Origin of the sequence: Enterobacter sp. MGH85 (genome assembly GCF_001037655.1) — a bacterium.
In the GTDB taxonomy this organism is placed as follows: Bacteria; Pseudomonadota; Gammaproteobacteria; order Enterobacterales; family Enterobacteriaceae; genus Enterobacter; species Enterobacter intestinihominis.
This window is the reverse complement of sequence record NZ_KQ089925.1, coordinates 1457119-1473790: the sequence shown is the minus strand read 5'-3', so window position 1 is coordinate 1473790 and position 16672 is coordinate 1457119. Positions and strand designations below refer to the sequence as shown.

The following is a 16672-nucleotide window of genomic DNA, read 5'->3' as shown; positions in this document are numbered from 1 at the left end:
TTCCTGCTACAGTTTATTACGCTTCGTCGCCGAACCAGCAAATATTACGTGCGGCCATGATGAGTTCGCCGGCTTTCTCGTCGGTTAAACCTTCGATATCAGCCAGGTCATCAACGCCTTGCTCAGCGAGATCTTCCAGCGTACAAACACCACGGGCAGCCAGCTTGAACGCAATCGCACGATCAAGACCTTCCAGATTCAGCAGGTCATCAGCCGGCTTCTTATCGCCAAGGCTTTCTTCCTGAGCCAGCGCCAGGGTGGTCAGTGCGTTTTTAGCGCGTTCACGCAGGGCTTCAACGGTTGGTTCATCCAGACCGTCAATTTCCAGCAGCTCTTTCATTGGCACGTAGGCCAGTTCTTCCAGCGTAGAGAAACCTTCTTCAACCAGCACAGTGGCGAAGTCTTCGTCAATGTCCAGGTATTTGGTGAAGGTATCGATCGCCGCGTGGGCTTCAGCCTGATGCTTGGCCTGAAGGTCATCAACGGTCATCACGTTGAGTTCCCAGCCGCTCAGCTGTGACGCCAGACGTACGTTCTGACCGTTACGGCCAATCGCCTGCGCCAGGTTGCCCGCTTCTACAGCGATATCCATGGTGTGTTTGTCTTCGTCAACAACGATAGACGCCACATCAGCCGGTGCCATTGCGTTGATCACGAACTGCGCCGGATTGTCGTCCCACAGAACGATATCAATACGCTCGCCGCCCAGTTCGGTAGAAACCGCCTGAACACGTGCGCCACGCATACCGACGCAAGCACCGACCGGGTCGATACGCTTGTCGTTGGTTTTCACCGCAATTTTCGCACGGGAGCCCGGATCGCGGGCCGCCGCTTTGATTTCGATAACTTCTTCGCCGATTTCCGGCACTTCGATACGGAACAGTTCAACCAGCATTTCTGGTTTAGAACGCGTCACGAACAGCTGTGCACCGCGTGCTTCAGGACGTACGGCATACAGCACACCACGAATACGGTCGCCTGGGCGGAAGTTTTCACGCGGCAGCATGTCTTCACGCAGGATAACGGCTTCAGCGTTACCCGGCAGCCCTTCGGATTTGATCTCCAGAGAGATGTTATCGCGGTTCACTTTCTTCACCACGCCAGTGATGATTTCGCCTTCCTGATCGCGGAACTGATCGACAACCAGCGCGCGCTCGGCTTCGCGAACTTTCTGCACGATAACCTGCTTCGCGGTCTGGGTGGTGATACGGTCGAAGGTGACAGATTCAATCTGATCTTCAACGTAGTCACCCACGTTCAGACTTTCGTCTTCAAAACGTGCCGCTTCCAGCGTGATCTCTTTGGTCGGTTGGGTCACTTCTTCAACGATTACCCAACGACGGAATGTATCGAAGTCACCGCTTTTACGATCGATTTCTACGCGAACATCGATCTCTTGTTCGTATTTTTTCTTGGTTGCTGTAGCCAGTGCACTTTCCAGCGCTTCGAAAATCTTCTCACGCGGCAGTGATTTCTCGTTGGAGACGGCTTCAACAACAGCCAAAATTTCTTTGTTCATCGCGGGCTTTTCACCTCAATCCAGACTGTTAAAAGTGGGGAACCAGGTTCGCCTTCTGGATATTACTCAGCGCGAACACTTCATCTTTGCCTTCGACTGTCACCGTGATCATTTCACCATCAACGGCTTTGATAATTCCCTGCCATTTACGGCGGTTCTGTACGGCCATACGCAGAACGAGAGCCACTTCTTCACCGGTAAAGCGCACATAGTGCTCGGCCGTGAACATCGGACGATCGAGGCCAGGTGAGGAAACTTCCAGGTTGTACGCAACGGTAATCGGATCTTCAACATCAAGAACCGCACTCACCTGGTGGCTGACATCAGCACAATCATCAACATTGATGCCATCTTCACTATCAATATAGATGCGCAGCGTCGATGTGCGGCCGCGAACGAATTCGATGCCGACCAGTTCGTAGCCCAGTGCTTCGACCGGTGCAGTAATCATCTCTGTTAATTTTTGCTCTAATGTGGACAAGCCCACCCCCAAGACATAAAAAAAGGGCGTAAAGCCCAGTTATTCTGTAGTCAGATAACAAAAAACCCCGATAAATCGGGGCTTTAGATAACTGAACCCTATAGCCACAACTGTGGCCTGGAGCACTTTCCGAAAGAATTTTTTCAAATCCAGCTACGAAGGCTCTAAGTCTTCACAGTATATTTGAAAAAGAACTTTATAGGAAAGTGGTTGCGGGGGCCGGATTTGAACCGACGACCTTCGGGTTATGAGCCCGACGAGCTACCAGGCTGCTCCACCCCGCGCCTGAAACGTGGCAAATTCTACGCGTTTTGGACAGAATTTGCAAATAATGCTGGGATTTGGTACCGAAGACGGGACGTAAAATCGGCGTTTAGTATATTGATAGTTGACCCCACCTGTCAACCCAGCTTCTGCCAGACAGAACAGACCAATTTTTTTACAAAAAACGCACGAGTCTCTTCCGGTCTTCGACAAAAGATGATTAAATGAATACTCATTTATTTTGCATAAAAATGCACAAGAGAGCGAAAGCGGTCTCTAATCAGTCAATCAAGCAGGGTTTTATTCTATGACGACGATTCTCAAGCATCTTCCGGTAGGACAACGTATTGGCATCGCTTTCTCAGGCGGCCTGGATACCAGCGCTGCACTGCTGTGGATGCGCCAGAAGGGAGCGGTTCCGTATGCATATACTGCGAACCTGGGTCAGCCGGACGAGGAAGATTATGACGCGATCCCTCGTCGTGCCATGGAGTATGGCGCAGAGAACGCACGTCTGATTGACTGCCGTAAGCAACTGGTCGCTGAAGGCATTGCCGCTATCCAGTGCGGTGCTTTTCATAACACTACCGGCGGCCTGACCTATTTTAATACCACTCCGCTGGGTCGTGCTGTCACCGGCACCATGCTGGTCGCCGCCATGAAAGAAGATGGCGTGAACATCTGGGGTGATGGCAGTACCTATAAAGGCAACGATATTGAACGTTTCTATCGTTACGGTCTGCTGACCAACGCCGAGTTGCAGATCTACAAACCGTGGCTGGATACCGACTTCATCGACGAACTGGGTGGCCGTCATGAAATGTCTGAGTTTATGATTGCCTGCGGCTTTGACTATAAGATGTCCGTTGAGAAAGCCTACTCAACCGACTCCAACATGCTGGGTGCGACGCACGAAGCGAAAGACCTGGAATTCCTGAACTCCAGCGTAAAAATTGTTAACCCGATCATGGGCGTAAAATTCTGGGATGAGAACGTGAAGATCCCGGCGGAAGAAGTGACCGTGCGTTTCGAACGCGGTCATCCGGTTGCCCTGAACGGTAAAACCTTCTCAGACGATGTTGAACTGATGCTGGAAGCAAACCGCATCGGCGGTCGTCACGGTCTGGGTATGAGCGATCAGATCGAAAACCGTATCATCGAAGCGAAAAGCCGTGGCATTTACGAAGCTCCGGGGATGGCGCTGCTGCACATCGCTTACGAGCGTCTGCTGACCGGTATTCACAACGAAGACACCATTGAGCAGTATCACGCTCATGGCCGTCAGCTGGGCAAACTGCTGTATCAGGGTCGCTGGTTTGATCCACAAGCGCTGATGCTGCGTGACGCCCTGCAACGTTGGGTGGCGAGCGCAATCACCGGCGAAGTGACGCTGGAACTGCGTCGCGGCAATGATTACTCCATCCTCAATACCGTGTCTGACAACCTGACCTATAAAGCAGAGCGTCTGACCATGGAGAAAGGTGAGTCAGTATTCTCTCCGGACGATCGTATTGGCCAGCTGACCATGCGTAACCTGGACATCACCGATACCCGTGAGAAGCTGTTCAACTATGTTGAGAATGGCCTGCTCTCCGCGAATTCCGGTAATGGTCTGCCGCAGGTTGAGAACCTGGAACACAGCGATAAGAAGTGATCGACAGCAAGACATGCAAAAGGCGCCCAATGGGCGCCTTTTTTGTGGTCTTCGTAGGCCCGGTAAGCGCAGCGCCACCGGGCAAAACGGCGGGCGGCGCTGCGCTTACCCGCCCTACAATAGATCGGAAACACAGAATGTACAGACGAAAAAAAAGACGTCTTGCGACGTCTTTCTTCTGGAATATTGGTACCGAGGATGGGACTCGAACCCACAAGCCCGTTAGGGCACTACCACCTCAAGGTAGCGTGTCTACCAATTCCACCACCTCGGTACTGAATACTTACTGCGGGATATCGCTGGTTGGCTTAGCCGGTGCAGCTGGCTGAGTTTGCTCAGTTTTTGCTGGCGCGCTCAGATTTTCCCACTCGCTTCCTTTACTGGTCTTGTTGCTGTTGATATTGCCCAGCACCAGACTGATGATGAAGAACAGCGTAGCCAGAATCGCCGTCGTACGGGTCATGAAGTTCGCAGAACCACTTGAACCGAACAGCGTACCGGAAGCGCCTGCTCCGAAGGAGGCTCCCATATCAGCGCCTTTACCTTGCTGCAGCATAATCAGCGCTACGAGAGCGATGGCTACAATAAGGAAAATAACTAAAAGAGCTTCGTACATAATCAACCTGTTCCTTGCGGATTTGCCGCATACCAATGCTTCGACCAATTAGCAGGATTTTGTTTCCCACTGAAGCGGGTGTGAATACTAACCAAAGCGAATCACCTTCGCAAGGGCATTTTCGAGGCATTGTATCAACTGCGGAAAAAAACAGCAAAAAGCCATTAATTGCTTAAAACAAAGGCGGCAAACGCCGCCTTTTTAAACACTTATTCTGAAAGATTATGCAGCTTTCACTGCATCCGCAATGCGGTGCGCAAATTCAGTTACCTGCGCTTCGTCTTCACCTTCCACCATCACGCGGATCAGCGGCTCGGTACCCGACTTACGCAGCAGGACGCGTCCACGGCTGCCAAGCGTCGCTTCCACCTCTGCCATCACCGCTTTCACGTTATCATTTTCCAGCGGGTCGCCTTTACCAGCGGTGAAACGCACGTTCACCAGGATCTGCGGGAACATTTTCATGCCGCTGCACAGATCGTGCAGGCTCATATGGTTACGCGCCATCGCGGCAACAACCTGAAGCGCCGCCACAATGCCGTCACCGGTGGTGGTTTTATCGAGCAGGATCACGTGGCCGGAGTTTTCCGCGCCAATGCGCCAGCCTTTTTCCTGAAGTTTTTCCAGCACGTAGCGGTCACCCACTTTCGCGCGAACAAACGGGATGCCCAGCTGTTTCAGCGCCAGCTCCAGACCCATATTGCTCATCAGCGTGCCCACCGCGCCACCGCGCAGTTGCCCCTGACGCAGGCCTTCACGCGCAATGATGTAGAGGATCTGATCGCCATCGACCTTGTTACCTTCGTGGTCAACCATGATCACACGATCGCCATCGCCATCCAGGGCAATACCCAGATCGGCTTTTTCAGCCAGTACACGCGCCTGCAAGGCACGCACGTCTGTCGCGCCGACTTCTTCATTGATGTTCAGACCGTCCGGCTCGCAGCCGATGGTGATCACTTTCGCACCCAGCTCGCGGAAAACATTCGGCGCAATGTGATAGGTCGCACCGTTTGCACAGTCCACTACAATTTTGAGGTGTGCCAGGCTCAGTTCATTCGGGAACGTGCCTTTGCAGAATTCAATGTAGCGGCCTGCGGCATCGACAATACGGTTGGCTTTACCCAGCTCAGCGGAGTCGACACAGGTGATCTCTTTCTCCATTTCCGCTTCAATCGCCTCTTCCACGTCATCCGGCAGTTTAGTGCCGTCGATGGAGAAGAATTTGATACCGTTGTCATAGAACGGATTATGAGAAGCTGAAATCACGATGCCCGCTTCCGCACGGAAGGTACGAGTCAGATAGGCAACAGCAGGGGTCGGCATTGGCCCCGTAAAGGAAGCTGAAAGCCCCGCCGCCGCCAGCCCGGCTTCCAGCGCGGACTCCAGCATATAACCCGAAATACGGGTATCTTTACCAATAATGATCTTACGGGAGCCATGACGCGCCAGTACCTTACCCGCCGCCCAACCCAGCTTCAGGACAAAGTCAGGGGTAATTGGCGCATCGCCTACGCGCCCACGGATGCCATCGGTACCAAAATATTTACGATTACTCATAGCGTTTGTTTTCCTTCGCTGCCAGTGTGGCTTCCACCACACGCATGGCTTCTACTGTTTCTTTTACGTCATGGACGCGAATGATGTGTGCACCTTGCATCGCGGCAATCACCGCGCAGGCCAGACTGCCGCTCAGACGTTCGTTCGGCCCGACATTCAACAACTGACCAATCATCGATTTTCTCGACATTCCCACTAGCAGTGGCAGGCCGAACTGATGAAACTCTGATAAGCGCGCAAGCAACGCGTAATTGTGTGAGAGATTTTTACCGAAACCGAAGCCCGGGTCGAGCAGCAATTTCTCTTTTGCGATACCCGCACGTTCACAGCGTTCGATATGCTCAATAAAGAAGCGGGTGACGTCGGCAAACACATCTTCATATTTTGGCGCCTCCTGCATTGTCTTAGGCTGGCCCTGCATATGCATCAGACACACCGGTAGCCCGGTTTCAGCGGCGGCTTCAATTGCGCCCGGCTCGGTCAGCGAGCGGATATCATTAATAATGTGAGCACCCACTCTCGCCACTTCACGGATCACTTCGGGTTTGGAGGTATCAACGGAGATCCACACTTCAAAGCGCCGGGCGATAGCCTCCACCACCGGCACCACGCGCGCCAGCTCTTCTTCCACCGAAACCTCCGCCGCGCCAGGCCGCGTTGACTCCCCTCCAACGTCAATGATGGTGGCACCCGCGTTGATCATTAAATTCGCGTGTTTAACCGCGTCGATAAGCGAGTTATGCGTGCCGCCGTCAGAGAAGGAATCAGGCGTGACATTCAGGATTCCCATCACATGCGGATGTGAAAGGTCGAGATGCGAGTCCTGGGCGAAGAGTTTCATGGCTAAATCCCTGTTATTTTCATGGTTATATAAAAAAGAAAAACCCCGGAGCACGCTCCAGGGTTTGATGTACAGACAAACGCTTCAACAGCAGTGACTTACTTGTCGCCCAACTGCTCTGACATGGTGTTGCCCGGGTTTGGCGTACGCGGTTCATCGACCGGACGCGGTGCACGCGGGGTGCCATTGTTGTCAGAATTGTTAGACGCGCCTGGGTCTTCCCAGCCTGCTGGCGGACGCACTTCGCGGCGAGCCATCAGGTCGTCAATTTGCGGCGCATCGATGGTCTCATATTTCATGAGCGCATCTTTCATCGAATGCAGGATGTCCATATTGTCATTCAGGATCTGACGGGCGCGAGCGTAGTTACGCTCAATCAGCGCTTTCACTTCCTGGTCGATGATACGAGCCGTTTCATCGGACATATGTTTCGCTTTTGCCACGGAGCGGCCCAGGAATACTTCGCCCTCTTCTTCTGCATAGAGCAGCGGACCGAGTTTGTCGGAGAAGCCCCACTGGGTCACCATGTTACGTGCCAGGTTTGTCGCCACTTTAATATCGTTCGACGCACCGGTGGAAACATGTTCCGCACCGTAGATGATCTCTTCTGCCAGACGACCGCCGTACAGGGTTGAAATCTGACTTTCCAGCTTCTGACGGCTGGCGCTGATCGCGTCACCTTCAGGCAGGAAGAAGGTCACACCCAACGCACGACCGCGTGGAATGATCGTCACCTTGTGTACCGGATCGTGTTCCGGCACCAGACGACCGATAATCGCGTGGCCCGCTTCGTGATATGCCGTGGACTCTTTCTGCGCTTCCGTCATCACCATGGAGCGACGTTCCGCACCCATCATGATTTTGTCTTTCGCTTTCTCAAATTCCACCATGGACACTACACGCTTGTTACCGCGAGCGGCAAACAGTGCTGCCTCGTTGACCAGGTTAGCCAGATCCGCCCCGGAGAAGCCTGGAGTACCACGCGCGATGATTGCCGCGTCGATATCTGGCGCCAACGGTACGCGACGCATATGCACTTTCAGGATCTGTTCACGACCACGAACATCCGGCAGACCGACCACAACCTGACGGTCGAAACGGCCTGGACGCAGCAGCGCAGGGTCGAGTACGTCTGGACGGTTAGTTGCCGCGATAACGATGATACCTTCGTTACCTTCAAAGCCGTCCATTTCAACCAGCATCTGGTTCAGGGTCTGCTCACGTTCATCGTGACCACCGCCCAGGCCTGCGCCACGCTGGCGGCCAACGGCGTCGATTTCATCGATGAAGATGATGCACGGTGCTGCCTTCTTAGCCTGCTCGAACATGTCACGCACACGAGATGCACCGACACCCACGAACATTTCAACGAAGTCAGAACCTGAAATAGTAAAGAACGGGACCTTCGCTTCACCCGCAATGGCTTTTGCCAGCAGGGTTTTACCGGTACCCGGAGGGCCGACCATCAGGACGCCTTTCGGGATCTTACCGCCCAGTTTCTGGAAACGGCTCGGCTCGCGCAGGTATTCAACCAGTTCACCCACCTCTTCTTTTGCTTCGTCACAACCTGCTACGTCAGCAAAGGTGGTCTTGATCTGGTCTTCCGTCAGCATACGCGCCTTGCTCTTACCGAACGACATGGCACCTTTGCCACCACCGCCCTGCATCTGGCGCATAAAGAAGATCCAGACACCGATAAGAAGCAGCATCGGGAACCAGGAAATGAAGATAGAAGCCAACAGGCTTGGTTCTTCCGGCGGCTCGCCTACCACTTTGACGTTTTTGGTCAGAAGGTTATCAAGCAGCTTAGGATCGTTCACCGGGATGTAAGTCGTGTAACGGTTACTATCTTTCTTGGTAACGTTGATCTCACGTCCGTTGATACGCGCTTCGCGAACCTGGTCCTGATTGACCTCTTGCAGGAAGGTAGAATAATCCACCTTGCGGCCATTCGACTCGCTGGGCCCAAAGCTCTGGAAAACTGACATCAGCACAACGGCAATGACCAGCCAGAGTATTAGGTTTTTCGCCATGTCACTCAAGGGATTAACCTCATATTACAACTGTGTTAAAAACAGCGTCAGGATACTCTATATCCAGTTTCATTCAAACTTTCGCCTGAAATCTACCGGTTATCATTTTCGCCCGGTCGCTACAATATACACTTCACGGGAACGGGCCCGGGAAGAGTCCGGCTTACGAACTTTGACCTTCGCAAACAGGGAGCGAATTTCCTTAAGATACTCCTCGAAACCTTCGCCCTGAAACACCTTCACAACAAAACTACCACCAGGCGCTAGTACATCACGACACATTTCTAACGCTAGTTCCACCAGATACATGGCGCGGGGGATATCCACCGCCGGTGTTCCACACATATTTGGTGCCATATCCGACATGACAACCTGGACCTTACTGTCACCTACACGATCAAGTAATGCTTTAAGCACTAATTCATCACGAAAGTCGCCCTGAAGGAAGTCGACACCGACGATGGGATCCATTGGTAAAAGATCGCATGCGATGATTCGGCCCGTTCCGCCGATCTGCGTAACCGCATACTGGGACCATCCGCCAGGTGCCGCACCGAGGTCGACCACCGTCATTCCCGGTTTAAAAAGTTTGTCACTTTGCTGTATTTCATCAAGTTTAAACCAGGCGCGGGAACGTAACCCCTTTTTCTGCGCCTGTTGAACATATTTATCGCTAAAGTGTTCCTGAAGCCAGCGGCTGGAGCTGGCAGAACGCTTTTTACCTGTCATTTAACATTTCCGTCCTGGTTCATCGTTACTTGCCTGTGACGTAAATTTCTACGCAGCTATTTGGCGATATTAGGGAGATGGCGGTAGAATGAACCGTTTTCAATCCCAACGTAAGCAAAAATATACGATGAATCTGAGTACTAAACAAAAACAGCACCTTAAAGGTCTGGCACATCCGCTCAAGCCTGTAGTGATGCTTGGCAACAATGGTTTGACCGAAGGGGTGCTTGCCGAGATTGAACAAGCGCTGGAACACCACGAGCTGATCAAGGTGAAAATCGCCTCTGAAGACAGAGACACTAAAAACCTGATCGTGGAAGCCATCGTGCGCGAAACCGGCGCCTGTAATGTACAGGTCATCGGTAAAACGCTGGTGCTCTATCGCCCATCTAAAGAGCGCAAAATCTCGCTGCCACGTTAAGGATATCCTGAATCAAACACATTTTCTGTGTGAAACGAGGGATTTCTTTCAGCAGGCGAGCAAAATGCCATGCTCCTTGAGTTGATAAAAGGCCGCTATGCGGCCTTTTTCTTTTCTTTACAATGTATCAACATCTTAGAAGAGAAGCGAATTACAGGTATTCAACCTTAATAATTTCGTATTCCACTTCGCCACCTGGGGTGCGGATAGTCACAACATCATCCTGCTCTTTGCCAATCAGGCCGCGAGCAATCGGGGAGTTCACCGAAATCAGGTTCTGTTTGAAGTCCGCTTCATCATCACCCACGATGCGATAGGTTTGCTCTTCGTCGTTGTCCAGATTCAGGACGGTGACGGTAGAGCCGAAGATCACGCGACCGTTGTTTGGCATTTTAGTGATATCGATAACCTGCGCGTTGGACAGTTTCGCTTCGATATCTTTGATACGCCCCTCGCAGAAACCCTGCTGCTCACGCGCCGCGTGGTATTCAGCATTCTCTTTCAGGTCGCCATGCTCACGCGCATCCGCGATAGCGGCGATGATTTCAGGGCGACGTACGGATTTCAGAAAATCCAGCTCTTCGCGCAGTTTTTCGGCACCACGTAAGGTCATCGGAATAGCTTGCATTTGTTATACCTCTTAAACATTCCTGTTGGGAGCAGTGTTCCCTGCTCCAGCCCACCTGAACAGGCCAGAAGCAAAAAGAAAACCGACCCGGGAGCAACGCCCCAGGTCAGCAGCAATTTTTCAATTTGATACGCATTTTACCGCGAAGTTCACTATGGGTCATCGTTTACTTTACAGTGCCATGCACCGTAGTATGACGGTTTGTTTTCGGGTTGTTAGCGCGAGATTATGCGATTTTCCAGTTTTATCATCGGATTGACTACCAGTATAACGTTCACCGTTCAGGCCGCGAATGTTGATGAGTACATTAATCAACTGCCCGCCGGCGCGAACCTTGCCCTGATGGTGCAGAAGGTTGGCGCGCAGGCTCCCGAGATTGACTATCACAGTCAACAGATGGCGCTGCCTGCCAGTACCCAGAAGGTGATCACTGCCCTCGCCGCCCTGCTCCAGCTCGGGCCTGACTTCCGTTTTACTACCACCCTTGAAACCAGAGGTAACGTTGAGGGTGGCGAACTGAAAGGCGATCTTATCGCCCGTTTTGGTGGCGATCCCACCTTTAAGCGCCAGGATGTCCGCAACATGGTGGCGGTACTGAAAAAATCCGGCGTAACAAAAATTGATGGCAACGTGCTGATCGACACCTCCATTTTCGCCAGCCACGATAAAGCGCCTGGCTGGCCATGGAACGACATGACGCAGTGCTTTAGCGCCCCGCCAGCCGCCGCCATTGTTGACCGTAACTGCTTCTCCGTATCGCTTTACAGCGCGCCAAAACCCAATGACTTAGCGTTTATCCGCGTGGCGTCTTACTACCCGGTCACGATGTTCAGCCAGGTGCGGACGCTGGCGAAAGGCTCCCCGGAGGCACAGTATTGTGAGCTCGACGTGGTACCGGGCGATCTCAATCGCTATACGCTCACCGGCTGCCTGACCCAGCGGGCCGATCCCCTCCCGCTGGCCTTTGCCATTCAGGATGGCGCAGGCTATGCCGGTGCCATTTTTAAAGATGAACTGAAGCAGGCGGGCATAACCTACACCGGAACGCTGCTGCGCCAGACGCAGGTGAATGAACCAGGCACGGTGATTGCCAGCAAACAGTCCGCGCCACTGCATGATTTGCTTAAGATTATGCTGAAAAAGTCGGATAACATGATTGCCGACACCGTGTTCCGTATGATTGGGCACGCACGCTTTGGTGTGCCAGGAACCTGGCGGGCCGGTTCTGATGCCGTACGTCAGATCCTGCGCCAGCAGGCGGGTATCGATCTGGGCAATACGATCGCTGTCGACGGTTCTGGTTTATCGCGCCATAACCTGATCTCACCGGCCACCATGATGCAGGTGTTGCAGTACATCGCTCAGCATGACGCTGAGCTAAACTTTATTACAATGCTGCCGCTCGCCGGACACGATGGGTCACTTCAGTACCGTGCGGGCCTTCACGCTGCAGGCGTGGATGGCAAAGTGTCAGCCAAAACGGGTTCCCTGCAGGGCGTTTACAACCTTGCCGGTTTTATCACGACAGCCAGCGGGCAACGCATGGCCTTTGTGCAGTATCTTTCCGGCTATGCCGTCGAACCGGCTGACCAGCGCAATCGTCGTATTCCACTGGTGCGTTTCGAAAGCAGGCTCTATAAGGACATCTACCAGAATAACTAGCGATGAAACTACTGATAGTTGAAGACGATCTGTTATTACAGGAAGGGTTAGCGCTGGCACTGGGGAATGAGGGCTACGCCCTGGATTGTGCCGCCACGGCGGCTGAAGCAGATGCCTTGATCCAGAGCGGAGAATACAGCCTTGTGATCCTGGATTTGGGACTGCCGGATAAAGACGGCGCGACGCTGCTCTGCCAGTGGCGTCGTCGCGGAGTGGAGAATCCCGTATTGATTCTCACCGCCCGCGATGCCATTGAAGACAGAATTAACGGGCTGGATTCTGGCGCTGACGATTATCTGGTAAAACCCTTCGCCCTTGCCGAGCTACAGGCTCGCGTACGGGCGTTAATCCGCCGCTATCAGGGCCACAGCGACAACCTGCTAACGGACGGGGATATCACCCTCAATCTGCAAACTCAGCAGGTGCTGCGCCAGTCTCAGCCTGTGGAAGTGACCCCAAAAGAGTTCGCTCTGCTGACGCGCCTGATCATGCGCAGCGGGCAGACCGTGCACCGTGAAACGCTGCAACAGGACATCTACTCCTGGCAGGACGATCCAGGATCAAACACGCTTGAAGTTCACATTCATAATCTGCGCCGCAAGCTCGGTAAAGATCGCATCAAAACCGTACGTGGCGTGGGTTACCGTCTGGAGAGCCAGAAATGAACAGTATGCGCCGGCGATTAATGGTGTTGCTGGCGGTTATACTGCTATTTTTTCAACTGGTTAGCGTAGTCTGGCTGTGGCATGAGAGCCGCGAGCAAATCGGTTTTCTGGTGAATGAAACGTTGTCTGCGAAAGCGCGCAACAACCATGTCGAAAAAGAGATCCGCGAAGCCATTGCCTCCCTGCTGGTCCCTTCTCTGGTGATGGTCGGTTTTACCCTGCTCTTCTCATTCTGGGCCGTCACCTGGATCACCCGACCACTCAACAAACTTCGCGCCAGCCTTGCGAACCGTTCGGCGGATAATCTGACTCCCCTGCCGATGTATTCTGATATGGAAGAGATAGGCGCAGTAACCACGTCCCTCAACCAACTCCTCGCCCGGCTGGACCACACTATTCAACAGGAACGCCTGTTTACCGCCGATGCGGCACACGAGTTACGTACGCCGCTTGCGGGGATCAGGCTCCATCTGGAACTGATGGCTCAGTCCGGTTCCCCGCAGGCCACGCCACTGATAAACCGGATCGATCAGTTGATGCACACGGTGGAACAGCTGCTGATGCTGGCGCGTGCCGGACAGGCGATGGCCAGCGGCCATTACGATACCGTGAACTGGACTGAGACGATCATTGCTCCGCTTAGCCTGGAGCATGAAGCCAAAGAGCATACGGTGATATGGCCGGCCCACAGCGCGCTGACGGTTCAGGGGGACGCCGTCCTGTTACGTCTGATGCTAAGGAACCTTCTGGAGAATGCCGCCCGCTACAGCCCGGCAGGCACAACCATTGAAGTGGCATTAACAGCGACGGAAAGTGGTACCCAGGTGAGCGTTACCGATCAGGGGCCGGGTATTGATGAGGCACACCGCCAGTCGATCACCGAACCTTTCCGACGTCTCGACCAGCGCTACGGCGGCAGCGGCCTTGGGCTGAGCATCGTACAGCGTATCGTACAGCTCCATCATGGCTATTTAACGCTGGAGAACGGCGCTGAGGGCGGCCTCATCGCCAGCTGTTGGTTACCGGCGAAAATAGGATAAAAAAAAGCCCCGTTAAGGGGCTTTATACTGAGGTTAGTGCTTGTAGATGAACTCGACGCCTTCTTCGTCGTCTTCATCCCAGTCATCGTCCCAGTCTTCATCATCTTCTTCCGCTTCCAGCTCTTCGAGCTGCTGGCGGTGGTAGTCATCCCACATGAATTCGACTTTTTCAGGCTGTTTCGCCTCTTCTGCCTGAACAACCGGATTCTCGATGATAAAGGTCATCACATCCCAGCAGAGATCTTTCACGCCAACCTGGCTGGCGGCAGAGATCAGGTAGTACTTATCTTCCCAACCCATCGCTTCGGCAATCGCTTTCGCTTTCGCTTCAGCTTCCGCTTTATCCATCAGGTCGATCTTGTTAAATACCAGCCAGCGCGGTTTTTGCGCCAGTTTTTCACTGTATTTCTCCAGCTCACCGATAATGATACGGGCGTTTTCAACCGGATCGGAACCGTCGATTGGATCGATGTCGATGAGGTGCAACAGTACGCGACAACGCTCAAGGTGCTTCAGGAAGCGAATCCCCAGACCGGCGCCTTCTGCTGCCCCTTCAATCAGACCCGGGATGTCAGCGACCACGAAGCTCTTCTCGTTATCCATACGGACAACGCCCAGGCTCGGTACCAGCGTCGTAAACGGATAATCCGCCACTTTTGGTTTCGCCGCAGAGACCGCACGGATAAACGTCGATTTACCGGCGTTTGGCATACCCAGCATCCCCACATCCGCCAGCAGCATCAGTTCCAGTTGCAGGTCGCGCTTATCACCCGGGGTACCCATGGTTTTCTGACGCGGGGTACGGTTAACGGAAGATTTGAAACGGCTGTTACCCAGACCGTGCCAGCCGCCTTTCGCCACCATCAGGCGCTGACCGTGTTTGGTCATATCACCCATGGTTTCGCCCGTGCCCTGATCGATGACACGCGTACCTACCGGCACTTTGATCGTCACGTCTTTACCGCGTTTACCGGTACAGTCGCGGCTCTGGCCATTCTGCCCACGTTCGGCGCGGAAAGATTTTTCGAAACGGTAGTCGATCAGCGTGTTGAGGTTTTCATCCGCCTCCAGCCACACGTCGCCACCGTCCCCACCGTCACCGCCGTCAGGACCGCCACGAGGAATATATTTTTCACGGCGGAAGCTTACACAACCGTTACCGCCATCACCTGCCACGACCAGAATCGTCGCTTCATCAACAAACTTCATTTTACTCTCCGTAACTCATTCGCCTGAGCGGGGGACTATTACAACCGCTTCATTTTTGCGCCAACGCCCCCAGAGACGATGACCAATGGCGGAATACATCGCGCCCGCAACCACGACAAACGCACCGAGATAACCCAACAGGTTGAGCATCGGCTTGACGAAGACATCGGGCCAGGCCATTGATAACAAATCTGAAAATAACAGCGTAAACAGCGGGGTAAGCGTGATTAAGGCGCTCACCTGTGCTGCCTGCCAGCGCGCCATGGCTTCAGCCAGCGCGCCATAACCGACCAGCGTGTTCAGCCCACAAAAAATGAGGCACGCCAGTTGCCAGTCGCTGAGCTGGGTAATCACCCCCGGCTTAGCTAACGGCAATAATGCCAGTGTACACAAAGTGTACAGCAAAAAGAGGATCTGCTGTGAGGCAAGACGACGCAATAACACCTTTTGCGCGACGCCATAACTCACCCAGACCGTTGCTGCACCCACCCCAAAAATGACACCCCAGGTGTAATCCGTCAGGCGGGTAAAAATCTCGATCAGACTGGTGTTAAAGAACATCACCAGACCGCAAAGCAGCATGCTTGCCCCGATGATCTGCGTACCGCGCATCTTCTCCTTGAGGATGAATACGCTGGCGACCATCATGCCGACCGGTGATAGCTGACCAATCACCTGCGACGCTGTAGGGCTAAGATATTGCAGGGAAGAGCTGAACAGAATGAAGTTACCGAACAGACCGCCCGTCGCGATAGCCAGTAACACCAGCCAGCGCGGTTTTCGGAAGATGCGCAGCGGTGGCAGCTTACCTTTGACGGCCAGAATGGCGCCCAGGCCTATACTTGCCATCAGGAAGCGATAAAACACCACCGTGGGCGGTTCCATCACTTCCAGTACCTGCTTCATTGCAATTGGCAGCGCACCCCAGCACATCGCGGTAGTGAGCGCCAAAAGAATACCAATGCCGGCCTGCTGCTTCATGCCCGTTTTCCCTACAGAAAATTTTCCGGGTTTCCAATGTAAAAAGCCCCGCAACACGTTGCGGGGCTTTAATCCGTTACCGGACCGAGAAAACCTTACTCAGCAACGATGCTGATGTATTTACGGTTGTTCGGGCCTTTAACTTCAAATTTCACTTTACCGTCTGCTTTAGCAAACAGAGTGTGGTCACGACCGCAACCTACGTTGGTACCCGCGTGGAACTTGGTGCCACGCTGACGAACGATGATGCTACCCGCCAGAACGGATTCGCCACCGAAACGCTTAACGCCCAGGCGTTTAGCTTCTGAATCGCGACCGTTACGTGTGGAGCCGCCAGCCTTTTTATGTGCCATTTAAATCTCTCCTCAG

16 protein-coding genes and 2 tRNA genes are annotated in these 16672 nt (G+C 53.4%); 5 read left to right on the top strand and 13 right to left on the bottom strand.

Annotation, left to right across the window (positions count from 1 at the left end):
- Window positions 1–16: 16 nt before the first annotated feature.
- The 3 genes from nusA to SK51_RS06945 all read right to left on the bottom strand — a co-directional run bounded on the left by nusA (window position 17) and on the right by SK51_RS06945 (window position 2284).
- The gene (gene nusA, locus SK51_RS06955; RefSeq protein WP_003861798.1) at window positions 17–1519 is read right to left on the bottom strand and encodes a transcription termination factor NusA; all 1503 of its coding nucleotides are present in this window, start codon (window positions 1517–1519) and stop codon (window positions 17–19) included.
- 28 nt (window positions 1520–1547) lie between these two features.
- Window positions 1548–2000 carry a ribosome maturation factor RimP gene (rimP, locus tag SK51_RS06950; RefSeq protein WP_014833432.1) on the bottom strand — a complete coding sequence of 151 codons (453 nt, stop codon included), beginning with the start codon at window positions 1998–2000 and terminating at the stop codon, window positions 1548–1550.
- Window positions 2001–2207: 207 nt separating this feature from the next.
- A tRNA-Met gene (locus SK51_RS06945) sits at window positions 2208–2284 on the bottom strand.
- 287 nt (window positions 2285–2571) lie between these two features.
- Between SK51_RS06945 and argG the strand changes: the two genes are divergently transcribed.
- On the top strand, window positions 2572–3918 hold the full coding sequence (argG, locus tag SK51_RS06940) for an argininosuccinate synthase (protein WP_022649518.1): 1347 nt from the start codon (window positions 2572–2574) through the stop codon (window positions 3916–3918).
- Between the two features lie 187 nt (window positions 3919–4105).
- Here argG and SK51_RS06935 read toward each other — a convergent pair.
- From SK51_RS06935 to rlmE, 6 genes are all read right to left on the bottom strand, one after another.
- Window positions 4106–4192, bottom strand: a tRNA-Leu gene (locus tag SK51_RS06935).
- A gap of 9 nt (window positions 4193–4201) precedes the next feature.
- Window positions 4202–4534, bottom strand: coding sequence for a preprotein translocase subunit SecG (gene secG, locus SK51_RS06930; RefSeq protein WP_003861803.1), 333 nt, complete (start codon window positions 4532–4534; stop codon window positions 4202–4204).
- Window positions 4535–4756: 222 nt separating this feature from the next.
- Window positions 4757–6094 carry a phosphoglucosamine mutase gene (gene glmM / locus SK51_RS06925; protein WP_003861804.1) on the bottom strand — a complete coding sequence of 446 codons (1338 nt, stop codon included), beginning with the start codon at window positions 6092–6094 and terminating at the stop codon, window positions 4757–4759.
- Window positions 6087–6935, bottom strand: a complete 849-nt coding sequence (folP, locus tag SK51_RS06920; protein ID WP_022649520.1) for a dihydropteroate synthase — start codon at window positions 6933–6935, stop codon at window positions 6087–6089. Before folP ends, glmM begins: the two co-directional genes overlap by 8 nt.
- 98 nt (window positions 6936–7033) lie before the next feature.
- Window positions 7034–8968 (bottom strand): ATP-dependent zinc metalloprotease FtsH, encoded by a 1935-nt coding sequence (gene ftsH / locus SK51_RS06915; protein ID WP_003861810.1) that lies wholly within the window; start codon window positions 8966–8968, stop codon window positions 7034–7036.
- Window positions 8969–9070: 102 nt separating this feature from the next.
- Window positions 9071–9697 carry a 23S rRNA (uridine(2552)-2'-O)-methyltransferase RlmE gene (gene rlmE / locus SK51_RS06910; RefSeq protein ID WP_003861812.1) on the bottom strand — a complete coding sequence of 209 codons (627 nt, stop codon included), beginning with the start codon at window positions 9695–9697 and terminating at the stop codon, window positions 9071–9073.
- Window positions 9698–9824: 127 nt separating this feature from the next.
- Between rlmE and yhbY the strand changes: the two genes are divergently transcribed.
- Window positions 9825–10118 carry a ribosome assembly RNA-binding protein YhbY gene (gene yhbY / locus SK51_RS06905; RefSeq protein WP_003861814.1) on the top strand — a complete coding sequence of 98 codons (294 nt, stop codon included), beginning with the start codon at window positions 9825–9827 and terminating at the stop codon, window positions 10116–10118.
- 151 nt (window positions 10119–10269) lie between these two features.
- On the opposite strand, the gene greA is transcribed toward yhbY, so the two are convergent.
- On the bottom strand, window positions 10270–10746 hold the full coding sequence (greA, locus tag SK51_RS06900) for a transcription elongation factor GreA (RefSeq protein WP_014171793.1): 477 nt from the start codon (window positions 10744–10746) through the stop codon (window positions 10270–10272).
- Between the two features lie 228 nt (window positions 10747–10974).
- Here greA and dacB point away from each other — a divergent pair, with 228 nt between their 5' ends.
- Genes dacB through pmrB form a run of 3 tightly spaced genes read left to right on the top strand, consistent with a single transcriptional unit; the run spans window position 10975 to window position 14113 of the window.
- Window positions 10975–12408: a serine-type D-Ala-D-Ala carboxypeptidase gene (gene dacB, locus SK51_RS06895; RefSeq protein WP_003861817.1), complete on the top strand. Its 1434-nt coding sequence runs from the start codon at window positions 10975–10977 to the stop codon at window positions 12406–12408.
- A 2-nt stretch (window positions 12409–12410) separates the two neighbouring features.
- Entirely contained in the window at window positions 12411–13073 is a 663-nt protein-coding gene (gene pmrA / locus SK51_RS06890; protein ID WP_003861819.1) for a two-component system response regulator PmrA, read from the top strand.
- The gene (pmrB, locus tag SK51_RS06885; RefSeq protein ID WP_023307062.1) at window positions 13070–14113 is read left to right on the top strand and encodes a two-component system sensor histidine kinase PmrB; all 1044 of its coding nucleotides are present in this window, start codon (window positions 13070–13072) and stop codon (window positions 14111–14113) included. Before pmrA ends, pmrB begins: the two co-directional genes overlap by 4 nt.
- A gap of 33 nt (window positions 14114–14146) precedes the next feature.
- Here the strand turns inward: pmrB and cgtA are convergent, their stop codons facing one another.
- The 3 genes from cgtA to rpmA all read right to left on the bottom strand — a co-directional run bounded on the left by cgtA (window position 14147) and on the right by rpmA (window position 16656).
- Window positions 14147–15322 (bottom strand): Obg family GTPase CgtA, encoded by a 1176-nt coding sequence (gene cgtA, locus SK51_RS06880; protein WP_003861823.1) that lies wholly within the window; start codon window positions 15320–15322, stop codon window positions 14147–14149.
- Window positions 15323–15337: 15 nt separating this feature from the next.
- Window positions 15338–16303: a DMT family transporter gene (locus SK51_RS06875; protein ID WP_003861826.1), complete on the bottom strand. Its 966-nt coding sequence runs from the start codon at window positions 16301–16303 to the stop codon at window positions 15338–15340.
- A gap of 95 nt (window positions 16304–16398) precedes the next feature.
- Entirely contained in the window at window positions 16399–16656 is a 258-nt protein-coding gene (gene rpmA / locus SK51_RS06870; RefSeq protein ID WP_003861831.1) for a 50S ribosomal protein L27, read from the bottom strand.
- Between the last annotated feature and the right edge of the window lie 16 nt (window positions 16657–16672).